The sequence below is a fragment of the Erwinia sp. S43 genome (assembly GCF_016624745.1).
Classification (GTDB): Bacteria; Pseudomonadota; Gammaproteobacteria; order Enterobacterales; family Enterobacteriaceae; genus Erwinia; species Erwinia coffeiphila.
This window is the reverse complement of sequence record NZ_JACVTX010000001.1, coordinates 368,279-384,361: the sequence shown is the minus strand read 5'-3', so window position 1 is coordinate 384,361 and position 16,083 is coordinate 368,279. Positions and strand designations below refer to the sequence as shown.

Annotated in this window: 21 protein-coding genes and 1 pseudogene; 9 read left to right on the top strand and 13 right to left on the bottom strand. The window is 48.1% G+C overall.

Translation table 11 applies throughout. The annotated features are described in order from the left end of the window. Nucleotides 1-265 precede the first annotated feature (265 nt). Nucleotides 266-814 (top strand): TetR/AcrR family transcriptional regulator, encoded by a 549-nt coding sequence (locus tag IBT47_RS01880; RefSeq protein WP_200558913.1) that lies wholly within the window; start codon nucleotides 266-268, stop codon nucleotides 812-814. Nucleotides 815-861: 47 nt separating this feature from the next. Here IBT47_RS01880 and IBT47_RS01875 read toward each other — a convergent pair whose 3' ends face one another. Further along, a complete protein-coding gene (locus IBT47_RS01875) occupies nucleotides 862-1,512 on the bottom strand; it encodes an isochorismatase family cysteine hydrolase (protein WP_200558912.1) in 651 nt (216 codons plus the stop codon). A 254-nt stretch (nucleotides 1,513-1,766) separates the two neighbouring features. On the opposite strand from IBT47_RS01875, the gene IBT47_RS01870 reads away from it, so the two are divergent. Next, entirely contained in the window at nucleotides 1,767-2,369 is a 603-nt protein-coding gene (locus IBT47_RS01870; protein ID WP_200558911.1) for a site-specific integrase, read from the top strand. Nucleotides 2,370-2,394: 25 nt separating this feature from the next. Here the strand turns inward: IBT47_RS01870 and IBT47_RS01865 are convergent. Further along, a pseudogene (locus IBT47_RS01865) lies at nucleotides 2,395-2,562 on the bottom strand (transposase); the annotation flags it as partial. 33 nt (nucleotides 2,563-2,595) lie between these two features. Here IBT47_RS01865 and IBT47_RS26930 point away from each other — a divergent pair. Further along, complete coding sequence (locus tag IBT47_RS26930; RefSeq protein ID WP_234471660.1) at nucleotides 2,596-3,057, top strand: LysE family translocator; 462 nt, start codon at nucleotides 2,596-2,598, stop codon at nucleotides 3,055-3,057. Between the two features lie 63 nt (nucleotides 3,058-3,120). After that, a protein-coding gene (locus tag IBT47_RS01860) for an IS3 family transposase (protein ID WP_200558910.1) occupies nucleotides 3,121-4,220 on the top strand; the annotation gives its coding sequence in 2 pieces (ribosomal slippage) (nucleotides 3,121-3,382 and nucleotides 3,382-4,220; 1,101 coding nt in all). Between the two features lie 305 nt (nucleotides 4,221-4,525). Here the strand turns inward: IBT47_RS01860 and IBT47_RS01855 are convergent. The 3 genes from IBT47_RS01855 to IBT47_RS01845 all read right to left on the bottom strand — a co-directional run bounded on the left by IBT47_RS01855 (nucleotide 4,526) and on the right by IBT47_RS01845 (nucleotide 6,639). Continuing rightward, nucleotides 4,526-4,819, bottom strand: coding sequence for a putative quinol monooxygenase (locus tag IBT47_RS01855; RefSeq protein ID WP_200558909.1), 294 nt, complete (start codon nucleotides 4,817-4,819; stop codon nucleotides 4,526-4,528). A 147-nt stretch (nucleotides 4,820-4,966) separates the two neighbouring features. Next, entirely contained in the window at nucleotides 4,967-5,365 is a 399-nt protein-coding gene (locus IBT47_RS01850) for a heme-binding protein (protein WP_200558908.1), read from the bottom strand. Between the two features lie 38 nt (nucleotides 5,366-5,403). After that, on the bottom strand, nucleotides 5,404-6,639 hold the full coding sequence (locus tag IBT47_RS01845) for an MFS transporter (RefSeq protein WP_234471638.1): 1,236 nt from the start codon (nucleotides 6,637-6,639) through the stop codon (nucleotides 5,404-5,406). Nucleotides 6,640-6,686: 47 nt separating this feature from the next. Here IBT47_RS01845 and IBT47_RS01840 point away from each other — a divergent pair, with 47 nt between their 5' ends. After that, nucleotides 6,687-7,361, top strand: coding sequence for a TetR/AcrR family transcriptional regulator (locus IBT47_RS01840; RefSeq protein ID WP_200558906.1), 675 nt, complete (start codon nucleotides 6,687-6,689; stop codon nucleotides 7,359-7,361). A gap of 202 nt (nucleotides 7,362-7,563) precedes the next feature. On the opposite strand, the gene IBT47_RS01835 is transcribed toward IBT47_RS01840, so the two are convergent. Beyond that, nucleotides 7,564-8,304: a sulfite exporter TauE/SafE family protein gene (locus IBT47_RS01835; RefSeq protein WP_370569852.1), complete on the bottom strand. Its 741-nt coding sequence runs from the start codon at nucleotides 8,302-8,304 to the stop codon at nucleotides 7,564-7,566. A gap of 113 nt (nucleotides 8,305-8,417) precedes the next feature. On the opposite strand from IBT47_RS01835, the gene IBT47_RS01830 reads away from it, so the two are divergent. Continuing rightward, nucleotides 8,418-9,305, top strand: coding sequence for a LysR family transcriptional regulator (locus tag IBT47_RS01830; protein WP_200558905.1), 888 nt, complete (start codon nucleotides 8,418-8,420; stop codon nucleotides 9,303-9,305). On the opposite strand, the gene IBT47_RS01825 is transcribed toward IBT47_RS01830, so the two are convergent. Beyond that, nucleotides 9,296-9,793, bottom strand: a complete 498-nt coding sequence (locus IBT47_RS01825) for a GNAT family N-acetyltransferase (RefSeq protein WP_255569872.1) — start codon at nucleotides 9,791-9,793, stop codon at nucleotides 9,296-9,298. The two genes, IBT47_RS01830 and IBT47_RS01825, sit on opposite strands and share 10 nt — an antisense overlap. Nucleotides 9,794-10,932: 1,139 nt before the next feature. Further along, nucleotides 10,933-11,049, bottom strand: coding sequence for a small membrane protein (locus tag IBT47_RS01820; protein ID WP_146114155.1), 117 nt, complete (start codon nucleotides 11,047-11,049; stop codon nucleotides 10,933-10,935). 421 nt (nucleotides 11,050-11,470) lie between these two features. Here IBT47_RS01820 and IBT47_RS01815 point away from each other — a divergent pair, with 421 nt between their 5' ends. Beyond that, a complete protein-coding gene (locus tag IBT47_RS01815; protein WP_234471636.1) occupies nucleotides 11,471-12,322 on the top strand; it encodes a restriction endonuclease in 852 nt (283 codons plus the stop codon). Nucleotides 12,323-12,455: 133 nt separating this feature from the next. Here IBT47_RS01815 and IBT47_RS01810 read toward each other — a convergent pair whose 3' ends face one another. Genes IBT47_RS01810 through IBT47_RS01800 form a run of 3 tightly spaced genes read right to left on the bottom strand, consistent with a single transcriptional unit; the run spans nucleotide 12,456 to nucleotide 13,870 of the window. Beyond that, complete coding sequence (locus tag IBT47_RS01810) at nucleotides 12,456-13,160, bottom strand: helix-turn-helix transcriptional regulator (protein WP_200558903.1); 705 nt, start codon at nucleotides 13,158-13,160, stop codon at nucleotides 12,456-12,458. Nucleotide 13,161: 1 nt separating this feature from the next. After that, entirely contained in the window at nucleotides 13,162-13,554 is a 393-nt protein-coding gene (locus IBT47_RS01805) for an amino acid-binding protein (protein ID WP_200558902.1), read from the bottom strand. Beyond that, a complete protein-coding gene (locus IBT47_RS01800; RefSeq protein WP_200558901.1) occupies nucleotides 13,547-13,870 on the bottom strand; it encodes an antibiotic biosynthesis monooxygenase in 324 nt (107 codons plus the stop codon). Before IBT47_RS01800 ends, IBT47_RS01805 begins: the two co-directional genes overlap by 8 nt. 164 nt (nucleotides 13,871-14,034) lie before the next feature. Here IBT47_RS01800 and IBT47_RS01795 point away from each other — a divergent pair, with 164 nt between their 5' ends. Next, nucleotides 14,035-14,178: a hypothetical protein gene (locus IBT47_RS01795; protein ID WP_200558900.1), complete on the top strand. Its 144-nt coding sequence runs from the start codon at nucleotides 14,035-14,037 to the stop codon at nucleotides 14,176-14,178. A 93-nt stretch (nucleotides 14,179-14,271) separates the two neighbouring features. Here the strand turns inward: IBT47_RS01795 and IBT47_RS01790 are convergent, their stop codons facing one another. Next, complete coding sequence (locus IBT47_RS01790; protein ID WP_200558899.1) at nucleotides 14,272-14,589, bottom strand: hypothetical protein; 318 nt, start codon at nucleotides 14,587-14,589, stop codon at nucleotides 14,272-14,274. Nucleotides 14,590-14,659: 70 nt separating this feature from the next. Beyond that, the gene (locus tag IBT47_RS01785; protein ID WP_200558898.1) at nucleotides 14,660-14,848 is read right to left on the bottom strand and encodes a hypothetical protein; all 189 of its coding nucleotides are present in this window, start codon (nucleotides 14,846-14,848) and stop codon (nucleotides 14,660-14,662) included. 214 nt (nucleotides 14,849-15,062) lie between these two features. Here IBT47_RS01785 and IBT47_RS01780 point away from each other — a divergent pair, with 214 nt between their 5' ends. Then, entirely contained in the window at nucleotides 15,063-15,980 is a 918-nt protein-coding gene (locus IBT47_RS01780) for a sugar ABC transporter substrate-binding protein (RefSeq protein WP_105593759.1), read from the top strand. The last annotated feature ends 103 nt before the right edge of the window (nucleotides 15,981-16,083 follow it).

Here is a 16,083-nt window from a genome sequence, read left to right as displayed (position 1 = left end):
TCATCTTCTCCAGGTAGATTCATCTAGCTGAATTATCTTTTGCGCGGTGATACGATGGATGAATTGAAAGGAATGTTTAGGAAGGCGAGAGACGGTTGTTAACTGACATGGATGGCGAATCAGTTTTGCTGGGGAGTATCAGATAGGGGAGTCCGCTTTGTGCCAGAAGCGGAAGTAATGAACTTCCTTCTAAAGGATACAAACGAGAGTATTTAAGGCCATCGTGGTAAAATAGATTACGATTAAAATCTATTATGAGGTGGTCATGGGACGTTCAACCAAACTTAAGGCCGAAACTAATCGTGCATTGATTGTGGAAAAGGCGAGCGGCCTTTTCAGGGCTAATGGCATCGCTAATGTTAGCGTTTCAGACATCATGAAAGCTGCAGGAATGACCGCAGGTGGATTTTATAAGCATTTTGAATCCAAAGAGAGTCTGGCGCGGGAAGCTGCGAACCTCGCGTTTGACGCATCCACTGCCAGCTGGAGCAAAGTTTCCTTAGAGCAAGGTGGCAACCCGCAGTATGAGTTAGCCCAATATTATTTCACGCCAAAGCCGACAGATAAGCGTTGCCCCATGCTTGCCTTTGGTAATGACCTGATGAAAGGAGATAACCCTTTACTCGCGGAAGATTGCACTACAGGCATCAAAAATCTGTTTCAGGTATTTGCGGGCACAATCAAATCGAGTGGATACGAAGAAAGTGATCTTGTGAAGTTTGCAGCAATGGTCGGGGCTAATTATTTAAGTGAGCTGAGTAGTGACCAAGAATTTTCAACTCGAATCAGAAAGGCTGTTCTGGATCTCTTGTGATTTAAGGTCAGTGAATGCGGGAAACCTTCTGGTTTCCCCACATGTACTTAAGCTATGGACAGTTGCGAGCTGGCGGATTTTTTGATTGCGTCTACTAACTCCTCAGTGGTGAGAACTTCGGTAGCATATGTTGGGCCATCGATATCCATCGCAGCATGTAAGGCTTCGTGAGAACGGGCAGATGTTGCATCTCTCACCAGGGTAACGTGGAAACCAAGTTCCATACCTATGCGTGCGGTGGCCTCAAGACAGGTGTTGGCTAAAAGGCCCACGCAAATAATTTTCTCCTTACCATAGCGCTTCAGTTTGTGCTCAAGATCAATGTTTGGGAAACCGCTTGATCCCCAGTGTTCAGTTGCGACCACATCGCCTTCATGTACCTTGAAGTCATCATGGAAGGTTCCTCCCCAGGTTCCTTTTGCAAATGCCTGACGTTGCCCGGCCCCCAACTGATAAGGTGAAGGATATTTCCAATCTTCATAATCGCCCGGTTCCCAACGATGGTGCGGAACGTGGTAAACGGTAATACCAGCCTCGCGAGCAGCAGCCACAATTTTGCGCAGGTTCTCGTGCATGTTGTTTTCTTTTGCGATTTCCTTCACCCAGGGGAAGAGTTTTCCGCCTTGGGCCAGAAAATCGTTATACAGATCGATGCACAGTAATGCAGTGATTTCGGGTTCATATACCGGGTTGGTCATGTCTTTCCTCTCAATTAGATGGTGTAAGCACCGTTAATTTAAAAATAGAGTATGATCGTAATCTATTTTAGTAAAGAAAAAAGTTAATACAGCATTTAGGCGTACTTAAGACGAATAGCTTCAGAGATGGGTATGCGGTGCGATGGAAACAGTAAAGTGGTCGATGAGCATCAGTTTCAACCAAGGCTAACGTCCGCTGATCGCTCATAAGGGACAACCATACTCAAATCTCCCACATTGCAGGAGATTTGAGTATGAACACGTCACCGTGGAACAAAGATCGTATCATCGGCCAAAAAAGACCACTTCAGATATCGCATATCTGGGGGATCCGAATCCGGCTTGAACTGGAAGGTAAAACGCGCGATTTAGCTCTGTTCAATATGGCCCTGGACAGTAAGCTTCGAGGCTGTGATCTGGTCAAACTCAAAGTATCTGATGTGGCATATGGTAACTCGGTTTCAAGCAGAGCAACGGTGTTGCAACAGAAAACCGGTAACCCTGTGCAATTTGAGATAACCAAAGGGACAAGAGAAGCTGTTGCTGCATTGATAAAGCTTGGCAATTTGCGCAGTAAAGACTTCTTGTTCCGGTCTCGGGCCGGAACTAACCAGCACATATCAACACGTCAATACAACCGGATCTTTCATGGGTGGGTAGAAAAGCTTGGTCTCGAAGATTCGCTTTACAGCACTCATTCCATGAGAAGAACAAAACCTTACCTGATCTACAAGAAAACCAAGAATCTTCGGGTGATCCAACTTCTGTTGGGCCATAAGAAGCTGGAAAGCACAGTCCGTTATCTGGGCATTGAAGTAGATGATGCGTTAGAGATCTCTGAATCGATTGAAGTCTAAGGTTGTCAGGGCTGCAACAGCAGCCCTGTGCCTGATGCCCGCTGGCATCGGGTTTTATGGAACGAACCCATTTGTAGAGGCTGTGTTGCGAGACGCCCAGGCGTTCAGAAACGTCGGCAACGGAATAGCCCCGCTCGGTGATCTGGCGGACAGCTTCTTCCTTAAACTCAGGGGTAAATCGTGTTGTGCCCATAAACTCCTCCTATGCTCAAAATATAGGGCAGATTTGTCTACGGGCTCGGGGTCACTCCAGTCCGCCGGAATTATAACTCCCGGCCCGACCGTTCTGCTTGCACTCAATAACGCAGCCCGCTTTGGGATCCGACGGGCTTCCTGGGGAATTCTTGGCGCAGCAGCTGCGGATGTCCTTCTTGTAGCACTGGTAGGATTGGGACTTGGTGTTGTACTTGCTGCTTCAGAGACGCTTTTTGTCACTCTGAAATGGGTAGGTGCTGCATGGCTAGCTTATATCGGCCTGCGGATGTTGCTTTCTTCTGATACTTCTTTACCAGGCGATACAGAAGTAACAACTCCGGCACGTCGATCGCTTTTCCTGAAAAGCTTTTTTGTCGCAATGAGCAATCCAAAATATTACATCTTTATGACCGCACTGCTTCCTCAGTTCGTCAGTACATCTCAGCCCGCCTTGCCGCAATACGCCAGCCTGGCGGTGATCTCTTCCCTGTAATCAGTACCGGTCTAAACTACAGTATCCGGTCTTTCTTTTATCAAACAAAGAGGCCAGTCCGTTATGAAAAAGACCCGTTATACCGAAGAACAGATCGCTTTTGCGCTGAAACAGGCCGAAACCGGCACCCGGGTGGAGGAAGTGTGCAGAAAGATGGGGATTTCTGAAGCCACGTTTTACAATTGGAAGAAAAAGTTTGGCGGCATGGGGGTGACGGAGCTGCGCCGCCTGCGCCAGTTGGAAGAAGAGAACCACCGCCTGAAACGGCTGGTCGCCGATCTCAGCCTGGATAAGGAAATGCTGCAGGACGTCATCCGAAAAAAGTTCTGAGGCCGGTGCAGAAACGCGAAGCGGTCGAGTACCTGCTGGCGGCGTACCGCATCGCGGTTCGCAGGGGATGCCGGCTGATGATGCAGAGTCGCACGGTCTACAACTACCGAAGTTGCCGCGATGACCGGGCGCTCACGCAGCGGATACGGGAGATTGCAGAAACCCGCATTCGTTACGGCGCGCAGCGTATTCATATTCTGCTGCGGCGTGAAGGCTGGCTGGTTAACCGCAAGAAAACCCACCGGATTTACTGCCTGGAGGGGCTGAACCTGCGGGCAAAAAGGCCGCGGCGGCACGTGACGGCCAGGCACAGACGTGCGCGTCCGGTCGTAACCGGTGTGGATCAGTGCTGGAGCATGGACTTCGTTGCTGATAATCTGTTCAACGGGCGTCGGATACGCGCTCTGAGTGTAGTCGATAATTTTAGTCGTGAATGCGTGGCGATCGAGGTAGGCCAGGGGCTTCGCGGTGACGATGTGGTCGCTGTAATGGAACGGATCAGACAGACACAGCAGCGAGTGCCACAGCGACTGCAGACGGAGAACGGGCGCGAATTTATTTCGAAAACGCTGGATCGCTGGGCGTATGAAAACAGGGTAACGATGGACTTCTCACGCCCCGGAAAGCCCACGGATAACGCCCTGGTGGAGTCATTTAACGGCAGCCTGCGGGATGAGTGTCTGAACGTGAACTGGTTCCTATCACTGGAAGATGCTCAGGAAAAGATCGAACACTGGCGACAGGAATATAACCAGTACCGGCCGCATTCATCGTTAAATAACCAGACTCCGGCAGAATTTGTCCGAAGTCTGCAAACAGTCCCGGATCTCTGATTTAACCTGGTATGGATATTGGGAGGAGATCAGCGGCAGTGATAGTCTTTATTGATGTGGTAGCGATGCTGGGCTATGCAATGCTGGGTAAAAAGTCTGTTACACTCTGGAAAACAAACGGCATCAGATGGATGAACCGAATCAGTGGCTCTTTTTTATTGATTCTCGCTGGATCAGTTGCCCTGTATCGAAAGAGTAGTTCTTGAACTAGCGTTAAGTTAAAAGCTGAAAAAGTGCGGCTTTTATTTTTATTCATATCCCATTGATTTAGGCATGACTTAACGCAGTCAAATACTAAAATAAATTCACAAAATCTCTTCATTCCAGTTTTCAAAAGTGAGAACTGTTCCGCTTTCTTGAATCCACTCAATAAATTCGATGGTGTGGGGGTATTTTAAATGCATGTCGAAAGCCGCCTGATCTTTGAACTTCTCATAAACGGCATAGCGATTAGCAATTTTAGGGTGGCGATGAACGCGAAACTCTAGACATCCAGGTTCTTGCCGCGTTGATGAAACAAGCTTACTGAATTGCTCCATCAGTTCATCTTCTTTTCCTACAGGTGAAACGGGGAAGGCAATAACTGTGATGTGGCTCATCCTTAATTCCTCTTTAAATGATTTTGGTGAGTTCATTTGAAAAATACGCAAAGTTTTATATTGTTATCAGAAAATTCAAGCTATATGCATTCTTGTCGATAACTGTTTAAAAATTAATTTAATCATTATTTATTTTTAAATAATCCATTAGAACGCGTTAACTCCAACTTTAGCGATGGTTTCATCCTGGAATGGAGTGCCACCAGAAATCCCTATTGAACCAACCAGCTGGTCACCTGAGAATACAGGTAGCCCGCCCTGAATCGGCAATCGCCCGTCATTAAAACTTGTGAAGCTGAGACGCTCTAATGTGGCAGTTTCGATGATACCACTCGCTTTTTTCATCATCGCCGACGTCAATGCTTTTCCTTTGGCTACATCAGGCGTCTGAAATGAAGCGCCATCCATTCTTGCCAGACAGATAACATGCCCAGCAGGATCTAAAACACATACGCTCACCGAAATTTTCATCTCTTGTGCGGCTTTTATCGATGATTCCGTCATTCGGTGCGCGTCGTTCAGGTCTAAATACAAAAGTGGAGTCATTTTTTTCTCGCTATACTCTTAAAATATAAGTGAACAAACTAATTTTTCTTGCGGTTTATGATCAAAATAATTGTTGCCAGACTGATCATAATAATTGACACACAGCAGACACCCTTCCAGCCAGCTAAACTCCATGCTTGTGCGCCAATAGCAGAACCTATCGCGCCACCAGAGAATGTCGCTACCATGTACAGTGTGTTGACTCGTGCACGAATATCATCTCCAAGCTTAAAAATTCTTGTCTGATTAGCAATTTGTCCACTCTGAAGGCCAAAATCCAGAAGATTCACAGCCACAATTAGTGCGATTAAAAATGTCATTCCGCCGATCCCAGCAATCAGGAATGCAAGCATGACAGCTAGTAGTGCAAGGAGATTGACGGCAAACGTTCCCAGGCGGTCTGACAGACGCCCCGCGAAAGGAGCCATTAATGCGCCTGGTGCGCCATACAGTCCAAATAATCCTGCAGCAGCCGGGCCAAGGCCGAAGGCGGGACTCGCCAAATGAAATGCGAGCGTTGCCCAGAAAGCTGAAAATGCGCCAAAGACCAGGAAGCCAAGCATCATTGAAAGCACAAGTGGCTTATGCTGCAATAGGGGTACGAGTGAACGAAGCAGGCTTAAATATCCCCCTTTTTGACCGGTTTTTTTCTTTTCAGGTAACTGTCCAGGAACAACAAGCATCAGCATGGAGGTCAGGACTGCACACAAAAAGTAGGGGGAGCGCCAGCTTTCAGTCCATTGAGCCAGAGAGCCTGATACCGTTCTCGACAGCAAAATACCCAGTATAAGACCTGTCTGGAGGGTTCCAATTATGCGTCCTCTTCGTTCCGGGGCCACAAAGGAGGCAACAACCGGAATCAGGATTTGAGGCACCACCGTCGTTGCAGTAAGAGCAATGCTGGCTGCAATGAGCACTGGAAGGGACGGAGAGAAGGCAGCAACGAGTAGAAAAACAGTTGTAAGCAAAAGCAGTGCTCGCAAAAGACGTCGGGTCGGCACGACATCCGCAAGTGGCAGAACAAGCAGGATACCTGATGCATATCCTATCTGAGCCCCTACCGGAACCATGCCAGCGTAACTCTCTGTCACTCCCATGTTCTTAGCGATAAGGTCCAGCAGCGGCTGGCAAAGGTACACGTTGCCCACGGTAATTCCGCATGCAACAGCAAGCAAAATCTTCTTCAGCAAAGGCAGATCCTCATGCTTCTGGTTAGTAATGTCGGACATTGATGGATTCTTCACAGTTAATAGAATAAATTGAATTGCACTCATTAGTGCAATATTGCACTTAATAGTGCAAAAACGTCAAGGTGAGAAATATGACCAGCAACGGGAAAGCGGCCGGAAGTGAGACATTATCTATTTTTGATCTTATAGAGGGTCATACCCCATCCCTGTCCAAACGAGACGCAATATTGGCGGCGGCCACACGACTTTTCATTCAAAACGGGTTTGAAAAAACCAGTATGGACCTGGTATCTCAGGAAGCAGGCGTTGCTCGACGCACCCTTTATAATCAGTACCCTGAAGGGAAAGAGGCGCTTTTTCGCGCCATGGTTGAACGAATGTGGAGTTCCTTTCCTGTCATTGACATCGCCTCTCAGGAAGAGGCAATGAAAGATACTGCCACCGGATTGCATATGATTGCTGAAGCAGTGGCAGCATTCTGGCAGTCAAACCTCTCAGTAGCATTCTTGCGCATGGTGATTTCTGAAGGCAGGCACTTTCCTGATTTGACTGAGAGCTTTTTTGCTTACGGGAAAATACCTGCGATGCGGGGCGTTAAAACATATCTGGAACAACAGGCCAGAGCGGGGAAACTTTCGATACAAAACAGTGAACGCGCTTCAAGACAGTTTCTGGGATTGATTGACGAGCCATTACTCTGGATACGTGTTCTCGGACGGGAAGAAAATCATACCCCTTTGGAAAAACAAGCGGTTATCGATGAGGCAGTCGATATGTTTCTGCGTTATTACCATATAGAAAAATAAGCATGATTGACTCTTGATTTTTTATGATTATAAATCAATAGGTTAATCATGATAAACGTGGAATGCAGTGGGATCAACTTCCGCTTCTCGCTCATAGCCGCCACACCATAACTAGTGGCGACTATAAGCATCAACTGGCCTGATTTACGCTATCAATCGAGGAAAACCGCATTTCTTTCCAGCCGCCTACAGAACCTACAAACTAAACAAACGGCCGCGAAACCAACTCCAATCCGAGCACCATCAGGAACAGGAGAAAACACTGCCTGAAGCGCCTGGCGCTGATGCGTGCCCGCACTTTCTGCCCCAGCCACATACCTGCCAAGGCAGGAACCAGCGAAAAAAGGGACAGTGAAAGCTGCTCTACTCGAAAAGCATCATGAAGATACAGCCCTACGGCAAGTGCCACGGTAGAGACGGTGAATGACAGCCCCAGAGCCTGAACGAGTTCATCTTTCCGTAGGCCAAGCGACTGGAGGAAGGGAACGGCCGGCATCACAAATACGCCCGTTGCGCCGGTGATGATACCTGTCACGCCGCCAATAACCGGGGAAAGCCATTTCTCCTTTGCCTGAGAGACAGTCAGCGACGGCGAGAACATTGCAAAAACAGCGTAAACGATTAAAGCTGCGCCCAGAGCAAACGCTGACCAGGCGGGATTAACGCTGATAATCAGCGAAGATGCCGCCACGGTTCCCACCACAATCAGCAGCATCATCAGCCACAGTCGGCTGACAATCATCTTCACTGAGGGGCCGGTAAACAGCTGCAGCACATTCGTCACGAAAGAGGGAAGTACCAGCAGTGCGGCTGCGATCGGCAGTGGCATAAACATGCCAAGCAGCCCCATCGCCACCGTAGGCAGTCCCATTCCCGTTACGCCTTTTACAAAACCAGCGACGATAAAGATCAGCGAAAGAGTGATAAACAGCTGTCCGCTCACGACGTTTGCTCCAGTCTAAGATTTTCCGTGATTCAACCATCTCACCCGGCGGTGGACAATCTGGTTTAAGCGCGTCATGCTTCGGAAAACCCGAAGGCTGAGACGGATATCCTATGAGACTTGATCTTGCTGATTTGAAACTCGTTGTGTGCATCGCGGATGCCGGAAGCATTACCCGCGGCGCCCGGCATGCCAGCCTGGCCACGGGGTCGGCAAGTGAGAGACTGAAAAGCATCGAGGACGATACCGGGGTAAAACTGTTTATCCGGCATCCAAGGGGAGTCAGTCTTACTGAAGCGGGTGAGGTTCTTGTTGGCCATGCGCGGGAAATCCTGGCCCGGCAGGAACGGCTTAAAGCCGAGCTGGGCGCATACGCGAAAGGAGCCAAAGGGAAGATCAGGCTGTATGCGAATACCTCTGCGATGGCAGAGTTCCTGCCCGGCAGGCTGGCGAAGTGGCTATCAGCGCACCCGGGTGTGACCATTGAGCTTGAAGAGAGAAGCAGTGCGGATATTATTACCAGCATAAGTAGCGGCGTAGCTGAAGCCGGCCTCGTTTCAGATGCGGTAGATGCCCGGGGGCTTTTGCTTGAACCCCTGGCAGATGACAGGCTGGCACTTATCGTCCCATTCTCTCATCCATTTAAATGCAGAGATAAAATCTCATTCTCCGAGGCGCTTGCAGAGCCATTTATTGGTTTACATCCCGGTAATGCGCTTCAGGATCACATCAGTGAACATGCAAAAGATCTTGGGCGTCCACTGACCTATCGCATAAGAATGAGCAGCTTTGAAGGGATAGGGGAGATGGTCAGCAGTGGGATTGGTGTAGGCGTTCTTCCCTTATCACTGGCTGAACGCTTCAGTAAAAAATTCCCGTACCATATCCTGCCGCTAACCGACTCATGGGCACGGCGGCGGATCTGCATTTGCTATAAAACACCGGATTCACTGAGCCCGGCGATGGCGCGGCTGGTTGATTTTCTCAGGGGTCAGGATTGAGCAATATCAGTTCGGTCAGCAGTTCGCAGCTCTTTACGCATCAGTGCATTTTGCAGCGTTACGCCGCGCCGGACGGGAAACCCGCGTTCAACCACGTGGAAACCCTGCCGCAGAAAGAAACCTTCAGCCGTCTTGCTCACATTCGACGTCAGCTCACTTAGTCCAAGCCGTCGGGCTTCATCGTGGATGGCTTTCATCAGCAGCGTGCCGACACCCTGTTTCGGGCAGTTTCCCGCTACGAAGAAATGGTCGATATAGCCATTGGGTTGAACATCGGCGTATCCGGCAATTTCACCCTCCAGCTCAACGACAAACGGTTGGAGCTGCTTTATGTGGCTGGCCCATCGTTGCGGGTCCATATCCTCCGGTGCCCACGCTGCGATTTGATCGGGGGTGTAGTCACGCGATGCAATGTCTCGTATGGATGACAAAAAAACCTTGAGCAACGCTGCCTCATCTCCCTCTCTGTATATTCTTAATTTTATCATAGGCTTATTCATAATTTACTTGCGATTTAATGAATTAATCTGTCAGATTCAGATGACGAAGTCACGTACGAAAGCAGTTAAACTCCGCTGAATACATGACTAATGCGCAATCAATGTTTATTCTCCCTGGCGGTGAGAATTTATTAAATTATAGGAAATTATAAATAGAGGAAGCTATAGTGGGACGTTTTTTATAAAGATATTACAGAAATCTCTAAATATTAGTTCTTGATTTATATAAAGGTAACTAATTGCTAAATTTGTATATGACGCTTTTCCTTTTCTTCCTTTTTCTGGGGGGAGGGAGTGTGGTTGATTTAATTTGTTCAATATAAGAAATCAGATTGGAGACTGAAATAATAAGCAGTGCAAAGGCGGTGAGAAGCAGAGTTAAGTCGCTCATGTTATTTCCTTTATGTCCATGTTGAAAATCTTCCTTTGGCAATACTAATCACCAATAATGGTGACTGGCAAGTCTTAATTCTTATTTTTATGTTTTTTAGGATAATTGTTATTAATTTAATTGCTTTTTTTAACCGTAATTTTACTTCTGAAGTTTTTTATTTTTCCATTCTAATTGGAGTGTTGTGAATTATTTATTATGTTTGTTTCTAATAACTTTTTTATCTTTATGATTTTAAGGGGTTTTACAAAGTAAGCTTATAGTCAAAACGGGTCAGGTAATCATAAAAATAATGGTTTTCGGGTAGAAGACCTGACCGTCAACGCTTTACTTTGGTGGGGAAAATGCCTCGTTGAAGAAACTGTGCAGGTCAACGCCAAAGTACCAAAGCCCGATACCGAAGCAAATCACTATCGCTGAAACAATTTTTTTAATCATGGTTGCCGCCTTCGTGTTAGGAGGATTTATCCTGCCATGTACACTCTCTGTAGCGAAGTTTTTTTTCCCCTGATTTTGTTATTTTTTGCCTCTTTGATACTGGGAAGGAAGAGGGTACGTGATTCTTTAAAAAAATGTGAATGATGTCACAAGCTACAAGTTGGGGGGCGAGTCGGGCTGCGGTGGCGAGATTTAAGTAAGCCCGAGAAGGGTGCAAACTGGCGTTGCACAACCTTAACTCGGGTTTTGATAGAAATAATTGAATACCCGATGGTGTTAAAATATTAATGTAAAATAATCATTTTCTCTTAAACTGAAGTTTAATTGCTCTTCTCTGGCGATAATAAGAAACAAAACTGTAAATAGTGACGATTAATAATACAATAGCAAATATAAGAAGCAGCCAGTCTTTCATCTAATACCTCTTGCGTTAGCATGAAATACAAGACTGTAAGTGTATGGGTTAACGTCAGAGCTAAACATAAGATAATTCTTGCAATGGATAAAGGCGCTGTGAGGCGTTTTATTGTTAGCGATAAACTTTGTCAGCATAGTCAGTTGCCTCCTGTTGGTTCAGATCGATTCTTTAGATAGTTTTTACAACATTCTGCCATTTGATTGAAATCTATATGATTACCAGCACAATCACACTGTTTTTTGTTGCGCTGGTCTCCGCGATTCCCGAGGTTATAATTTTTAGTGCAGCATAAAATGCTGGGCAGGGTAAGGGCTTTCCTCGGCTCAGAACGCGATGATTTTGTTCATAAGTGGTTGTCATATTCCATAATTAAGAATTATCCAATACAATCGCCGTTCCAGAATTTAGCGTAGGGTGCATGATGACTCTGATAGATCGGGAATCGTATGTTAAGAAAAAGATGCGACCCATTACTTTTGCCGGCTTAGCTATTCTCGCTCTGTTGGTTATATTCCATTTTTCTTTCGGATCAATCGCACTTATTGCTCTGGCTGCTACTGCGGGATATGGGTATTTAAAAAATACAATTTATCCAGAAGAATGGCAGGAACAGCATGATAAACATATTCAGGAATCACGCGATTTGGATGAAGAACAGTTCCGTTCTCTGACCGCTCAACACCTTCCTGTTCTGGCGCGCAAAAAAAGAATGTTGGTGACCTATGATGATTATGGCAACGTCATTTACGATCGATGGGCAAAAGAAAAAGAGTATTACATTGATAAACTGGATTATGTTGCGTACTCCACGCCATTTTATAAAGGGCTTTATCCTCGTGAACAGCGCTGGCTACTGGATGATATCGTCGATGAATACATGGCCTCTCATGATGAGGAGAGCGTTTACTCTGAAGAAATGTCACCGATCGAGTATGAACATCACTGTGCCGATTTGTTGTGGCAGCAGGGATGGGATACTCGAGTCACACAAGGTTCTGGCGATCAGGGAGTGGATGTTCTGGCGGTGAAGTACGGCATCCAGCTGGCGTTGCAGTGTAAAAAATACGCGTCACCCGTGGGTAATAAAGCCGTTCAGGAAATTATTGCCGGTAAAGGATTTTATGGTGCGGATGTTGGGCTGGTGGTGAGTAATAACACTTACACGCTTTCTGCCCGCCAGTTAGCGTTGTCGCATTCGATTATTCTGCTGCATCATGAAGATCTGGCAAATATCGATGAATTGTTGGGGATACAGGAATCCCCGGTTTGATGGATGATGCTGCCAAATGATTTCGTCCCTGTGTCGCCAGGATGACTGCCGGGCAGGGGCGCAATATCGCCGCCATAGTAAGATGCATTCGAACAACCATCGGCCTGCAATTTTTCAACATTAAGAGTGCTACTCAGCGTTGTTCAACGCCAAACCATTTTTTAAAGGCCAGCCTGCCGACCGACGTGATGGTGATTTCCCTAAATCCCGTTGTCCGGGCGATCCATTGCTGGCGTTCACAGTGGCTGAAAAATGCGGCACCGGCTTCACCACCCAGATGAAAGCGCCTTTCGCTCCAGTCCAGGCAGCCGCAGCAGAGTTTTCGCCGGTTGTTGCCGTTCAGTTCGATACCCATTTGGGCAAACTGCTGATGCCCTTTATCCGTCAGTACCGTGCCGTCATCGGTAAGCCACGCAAGATTGACCATAGCGTCGAAGATATCAACCGCGACCTCACCGGCCAGATGATCGTAGCAGGTGCGGGCAAGACGCAGAGGCACCGGCGTGCTGATCCTGGCAGCAGAGGGGGAGCGCCAGGAAATGCCCATCATCCTTTCCAACAGTTCGGCAATATCCTGCCCGGCAAGCCGGAAATAACGATGCCGGCCCTGTGACAGGCCGGTAATCAAACTGCCGCTGACCAGACGTGAAAGATGGGCGCTGGTGGTGGATGCTGCAATGTCGGCAACCGCAGCCAGTTCCGTTGCTGTCCACGCCCGGCCATCCATCAGGGCACAGAGGATTTTTACCCGGGAAGGATCGGCCATCGCCGCTGCAACATTCGCCATGGCGTGTTCAAGCGCATGGCTGTTTTCCTCTGACTCAACGGGTTTTAGCATATCACTCCGGATTGACCACCCATTTTTGGGTTAGCGTAGCGGCAACCTTATCATTGTCCGTCAGCAGAATCAGCTGGTTTGCATGATCGCTGTACTGCACAACAATATTGATCCCGTTATTAGCCAGTGCGGCGGCGATTTCACCCAGTTCTCCCGGGCGCTCCTGCTTAAGTTTACGAATCAGCGGCGTGCGCACGGCGGCAATCTGAAAGCCGGCCTTTTCCAGTACGTCTCTGGCTCGGTTACCGTCCTCAACCAAAAAATGGGCGTGTGCCTGTTCGCCAGCGGTAAATACGCCGCCGCCTTCCAGCCCTACGCCGTTTTGCCCCAGTAAAGTGCCCATCGCCGCCAGTTCACCGGGCGCGTTGCGTAAAATAATATGGATATCATGCATGAGCCTTCTCCCTGTTTTCTGATGAATATTCCCGCGCCAGCTGCATAATTCTGATGCGATAAAAAGCAAAAATCGATTTTCGGCCTTCTTCCTGGGCGGCTTTATGAATCACATTACGTTTCCATTGCAGGACGGCTTCCTCATTTTGCCACCATGAAAGGGAGAGTATCTTTCCCTCAGTGGTCAGGCTCTGGAACCGTTCAATGGATATAAAACCCTCGATATCCGCCAGCAGCGGTTTTAACTCTGCGGCCAGCTGCAGGTAACGCGCCTGCTGTGCCGGAGTCACATCTGCTTCAAAAAGTACGGCAATCATTTTTCTGCCCTTTGATTGTGGAGACTGGGCTTCACTTTATCGCTATCAGATAGCCATGCTTCGGCGACGAGCGAACTATGCCTGTCGCGGTTGGCATAAAGGGGAAAAGTGGAGGGCGTGATCATCGTCTAAACTTAAGTTTCAGCCAGTAAAAGGAGAAAGCAATGTCGAAGTCTGAACGCAATTCCGACCAGCAGCGCAGAAAGGAGAGGGATCATCCGGCGAAGGACGATCCGCGAGAACACGGAGAAATACCGCGCACCCCAGATAATAGCGACGATGATGAAAGGGATCCGCTGGATAAATGATCAATTTAGGCCGGTGTGCGTTGAATCTTAAATTATGGCCCGCCGATGTACCAGAGCGGGCAAGGTCTCAGTCTGGATGACTCGTGTCAATTTTTACTCAGCCTGTCTTGAAAGCAGGGATTTATAATATTTTCTTAGAAGGTGAATGTTTATCTGAGTCCAGATTAACGATGCCGGAATGGTTGCAATAATCAGACGTAAGAAGCCCCATGGCCCACTTTTATCGCCGGTATAGAGCATCTCCAGCAGATAAGAGACGCTTAACAACACGGCGATATAAACCAGGCCACCCGCCCAGAATGCACGATGTGTTTTCAGCCTGCGCAACGCCTCGTTGTAGTTTTTCTTGCGTACTTCACGTGGCAAACCGCTCAGCTCAGGGATGCTTTTTATCGTCCAGTAAATTCTCACTCAGGTTACCCCGCGCCTTATTTTTTATAAATGATAATGAATTTCATTTTCACCAGCAACCCATTGGGCTTCATTCAGCCATGCTTGCTTCGCAGGCGAGCTTCAGCCGGCTGTGCACGTCCGGTGGGATCGGTGCGGTCATCATCATCCGGTAGTTACGGCAGGCCGGGGTTTCTTCGCGCGCCTGCTCAGAGCGCTTCTCCGAGCAGGCGGTAAGGATAAGTGGTAAAGCCAGTGAAAGCAGCAGCGTAATTTTCACGGTATCTCCCTGTTGGTTATTTGAATAAGCGCGATCCCATACCGCTAAGTCTAGCGTTAAAAGGTGATATCCGATCGTAAAGCGTGACGGATGTTAAGATTTTGTTAGATAGCGATTGCGATAAAATCATTTATTTCATTATTCTCTTTCTACGGTTTATGCATTTCATTTTGCATCCGAAGACATTACCCCGATCTGCCTCTGGAGAAGAATAATGAAGCATCTGAAGAAAATTTTGCTGGTTGCCGCACTGAGCTGTTCCACGTCTGCACTGGCAGAAACCATCGGCGTTTCAATGGCCTATTTTGACCAGAACTTCCTGACTATTATCCGTCATGCCATCGATAAAGAAGCGAAAGAGCGTGGTATCAAGGTGCAGTTCGAAGATGCACGCGGTGATGTCGGTCGGCAGACGGACCAGGTGCAGAGCTTTATCAGCGCCGGGGTCGATGCCATTATTGTTGACCCGGTAAACTCGGCCGGAACCCCTGCGATGACCAAACTGGTTACTGCGGCAAAAATTCCGCTGGTTTACGTCAACCGCACGCCGGGCGATCCGAAACTGCCGCCGGGCGTGGTGTTTGTCGGTTCTGATGAGAAGCAGTCCGGCACGTTGCAAATGGAGGAGCTGGCGCGCCAGGCAAATTACGAAGGTAAAGTCGCCGTGATGATCGGTAACCTGACTGATGCCGGTGCGTTGCAGCGTACTAAAGACGTGGAAGAGGTGGTGGCCAAATACCCGAAAATGAAGGTTGTGCAGAAGCAAACCGCGAACTATTCCCGCAATGAGGGGATGGACCTGATGCTGAACTGGCTGACCAACGGGGAAGAGATTGATATCGTCGCCGCGAACAACGATGAGATGGCGATTGGTGCGATTATGGCGTTGCAGCAGGCCGGTAAAAAGGACAGCAAAGTGCTGGTGGGCGGGATTGATGCGACGCCGGACGGCCTGAAAGCGCTGGCCAGCGGTAAAATGCAGGTCACCGTCTTCCAGGATGCCGTGGGCCAGGGTAAAGCTTCGGTTGATGTGGCGCAGCGGATGATCAAAGGCGAGAAACTGGATTCCTATCACTGGATCCCGTTCGAACTGGTTACGCAGGCCAACATGAAGCAGTACGAGAATAAATAACGAACTGCGCGGACTTAATCAGATAAGGGGCCTCAGTGGTCCCTTTTTTACTTTATAATCCTTTGACGAACCTTCTGATTCTCAGCAAGAGAACGCCAGTTAC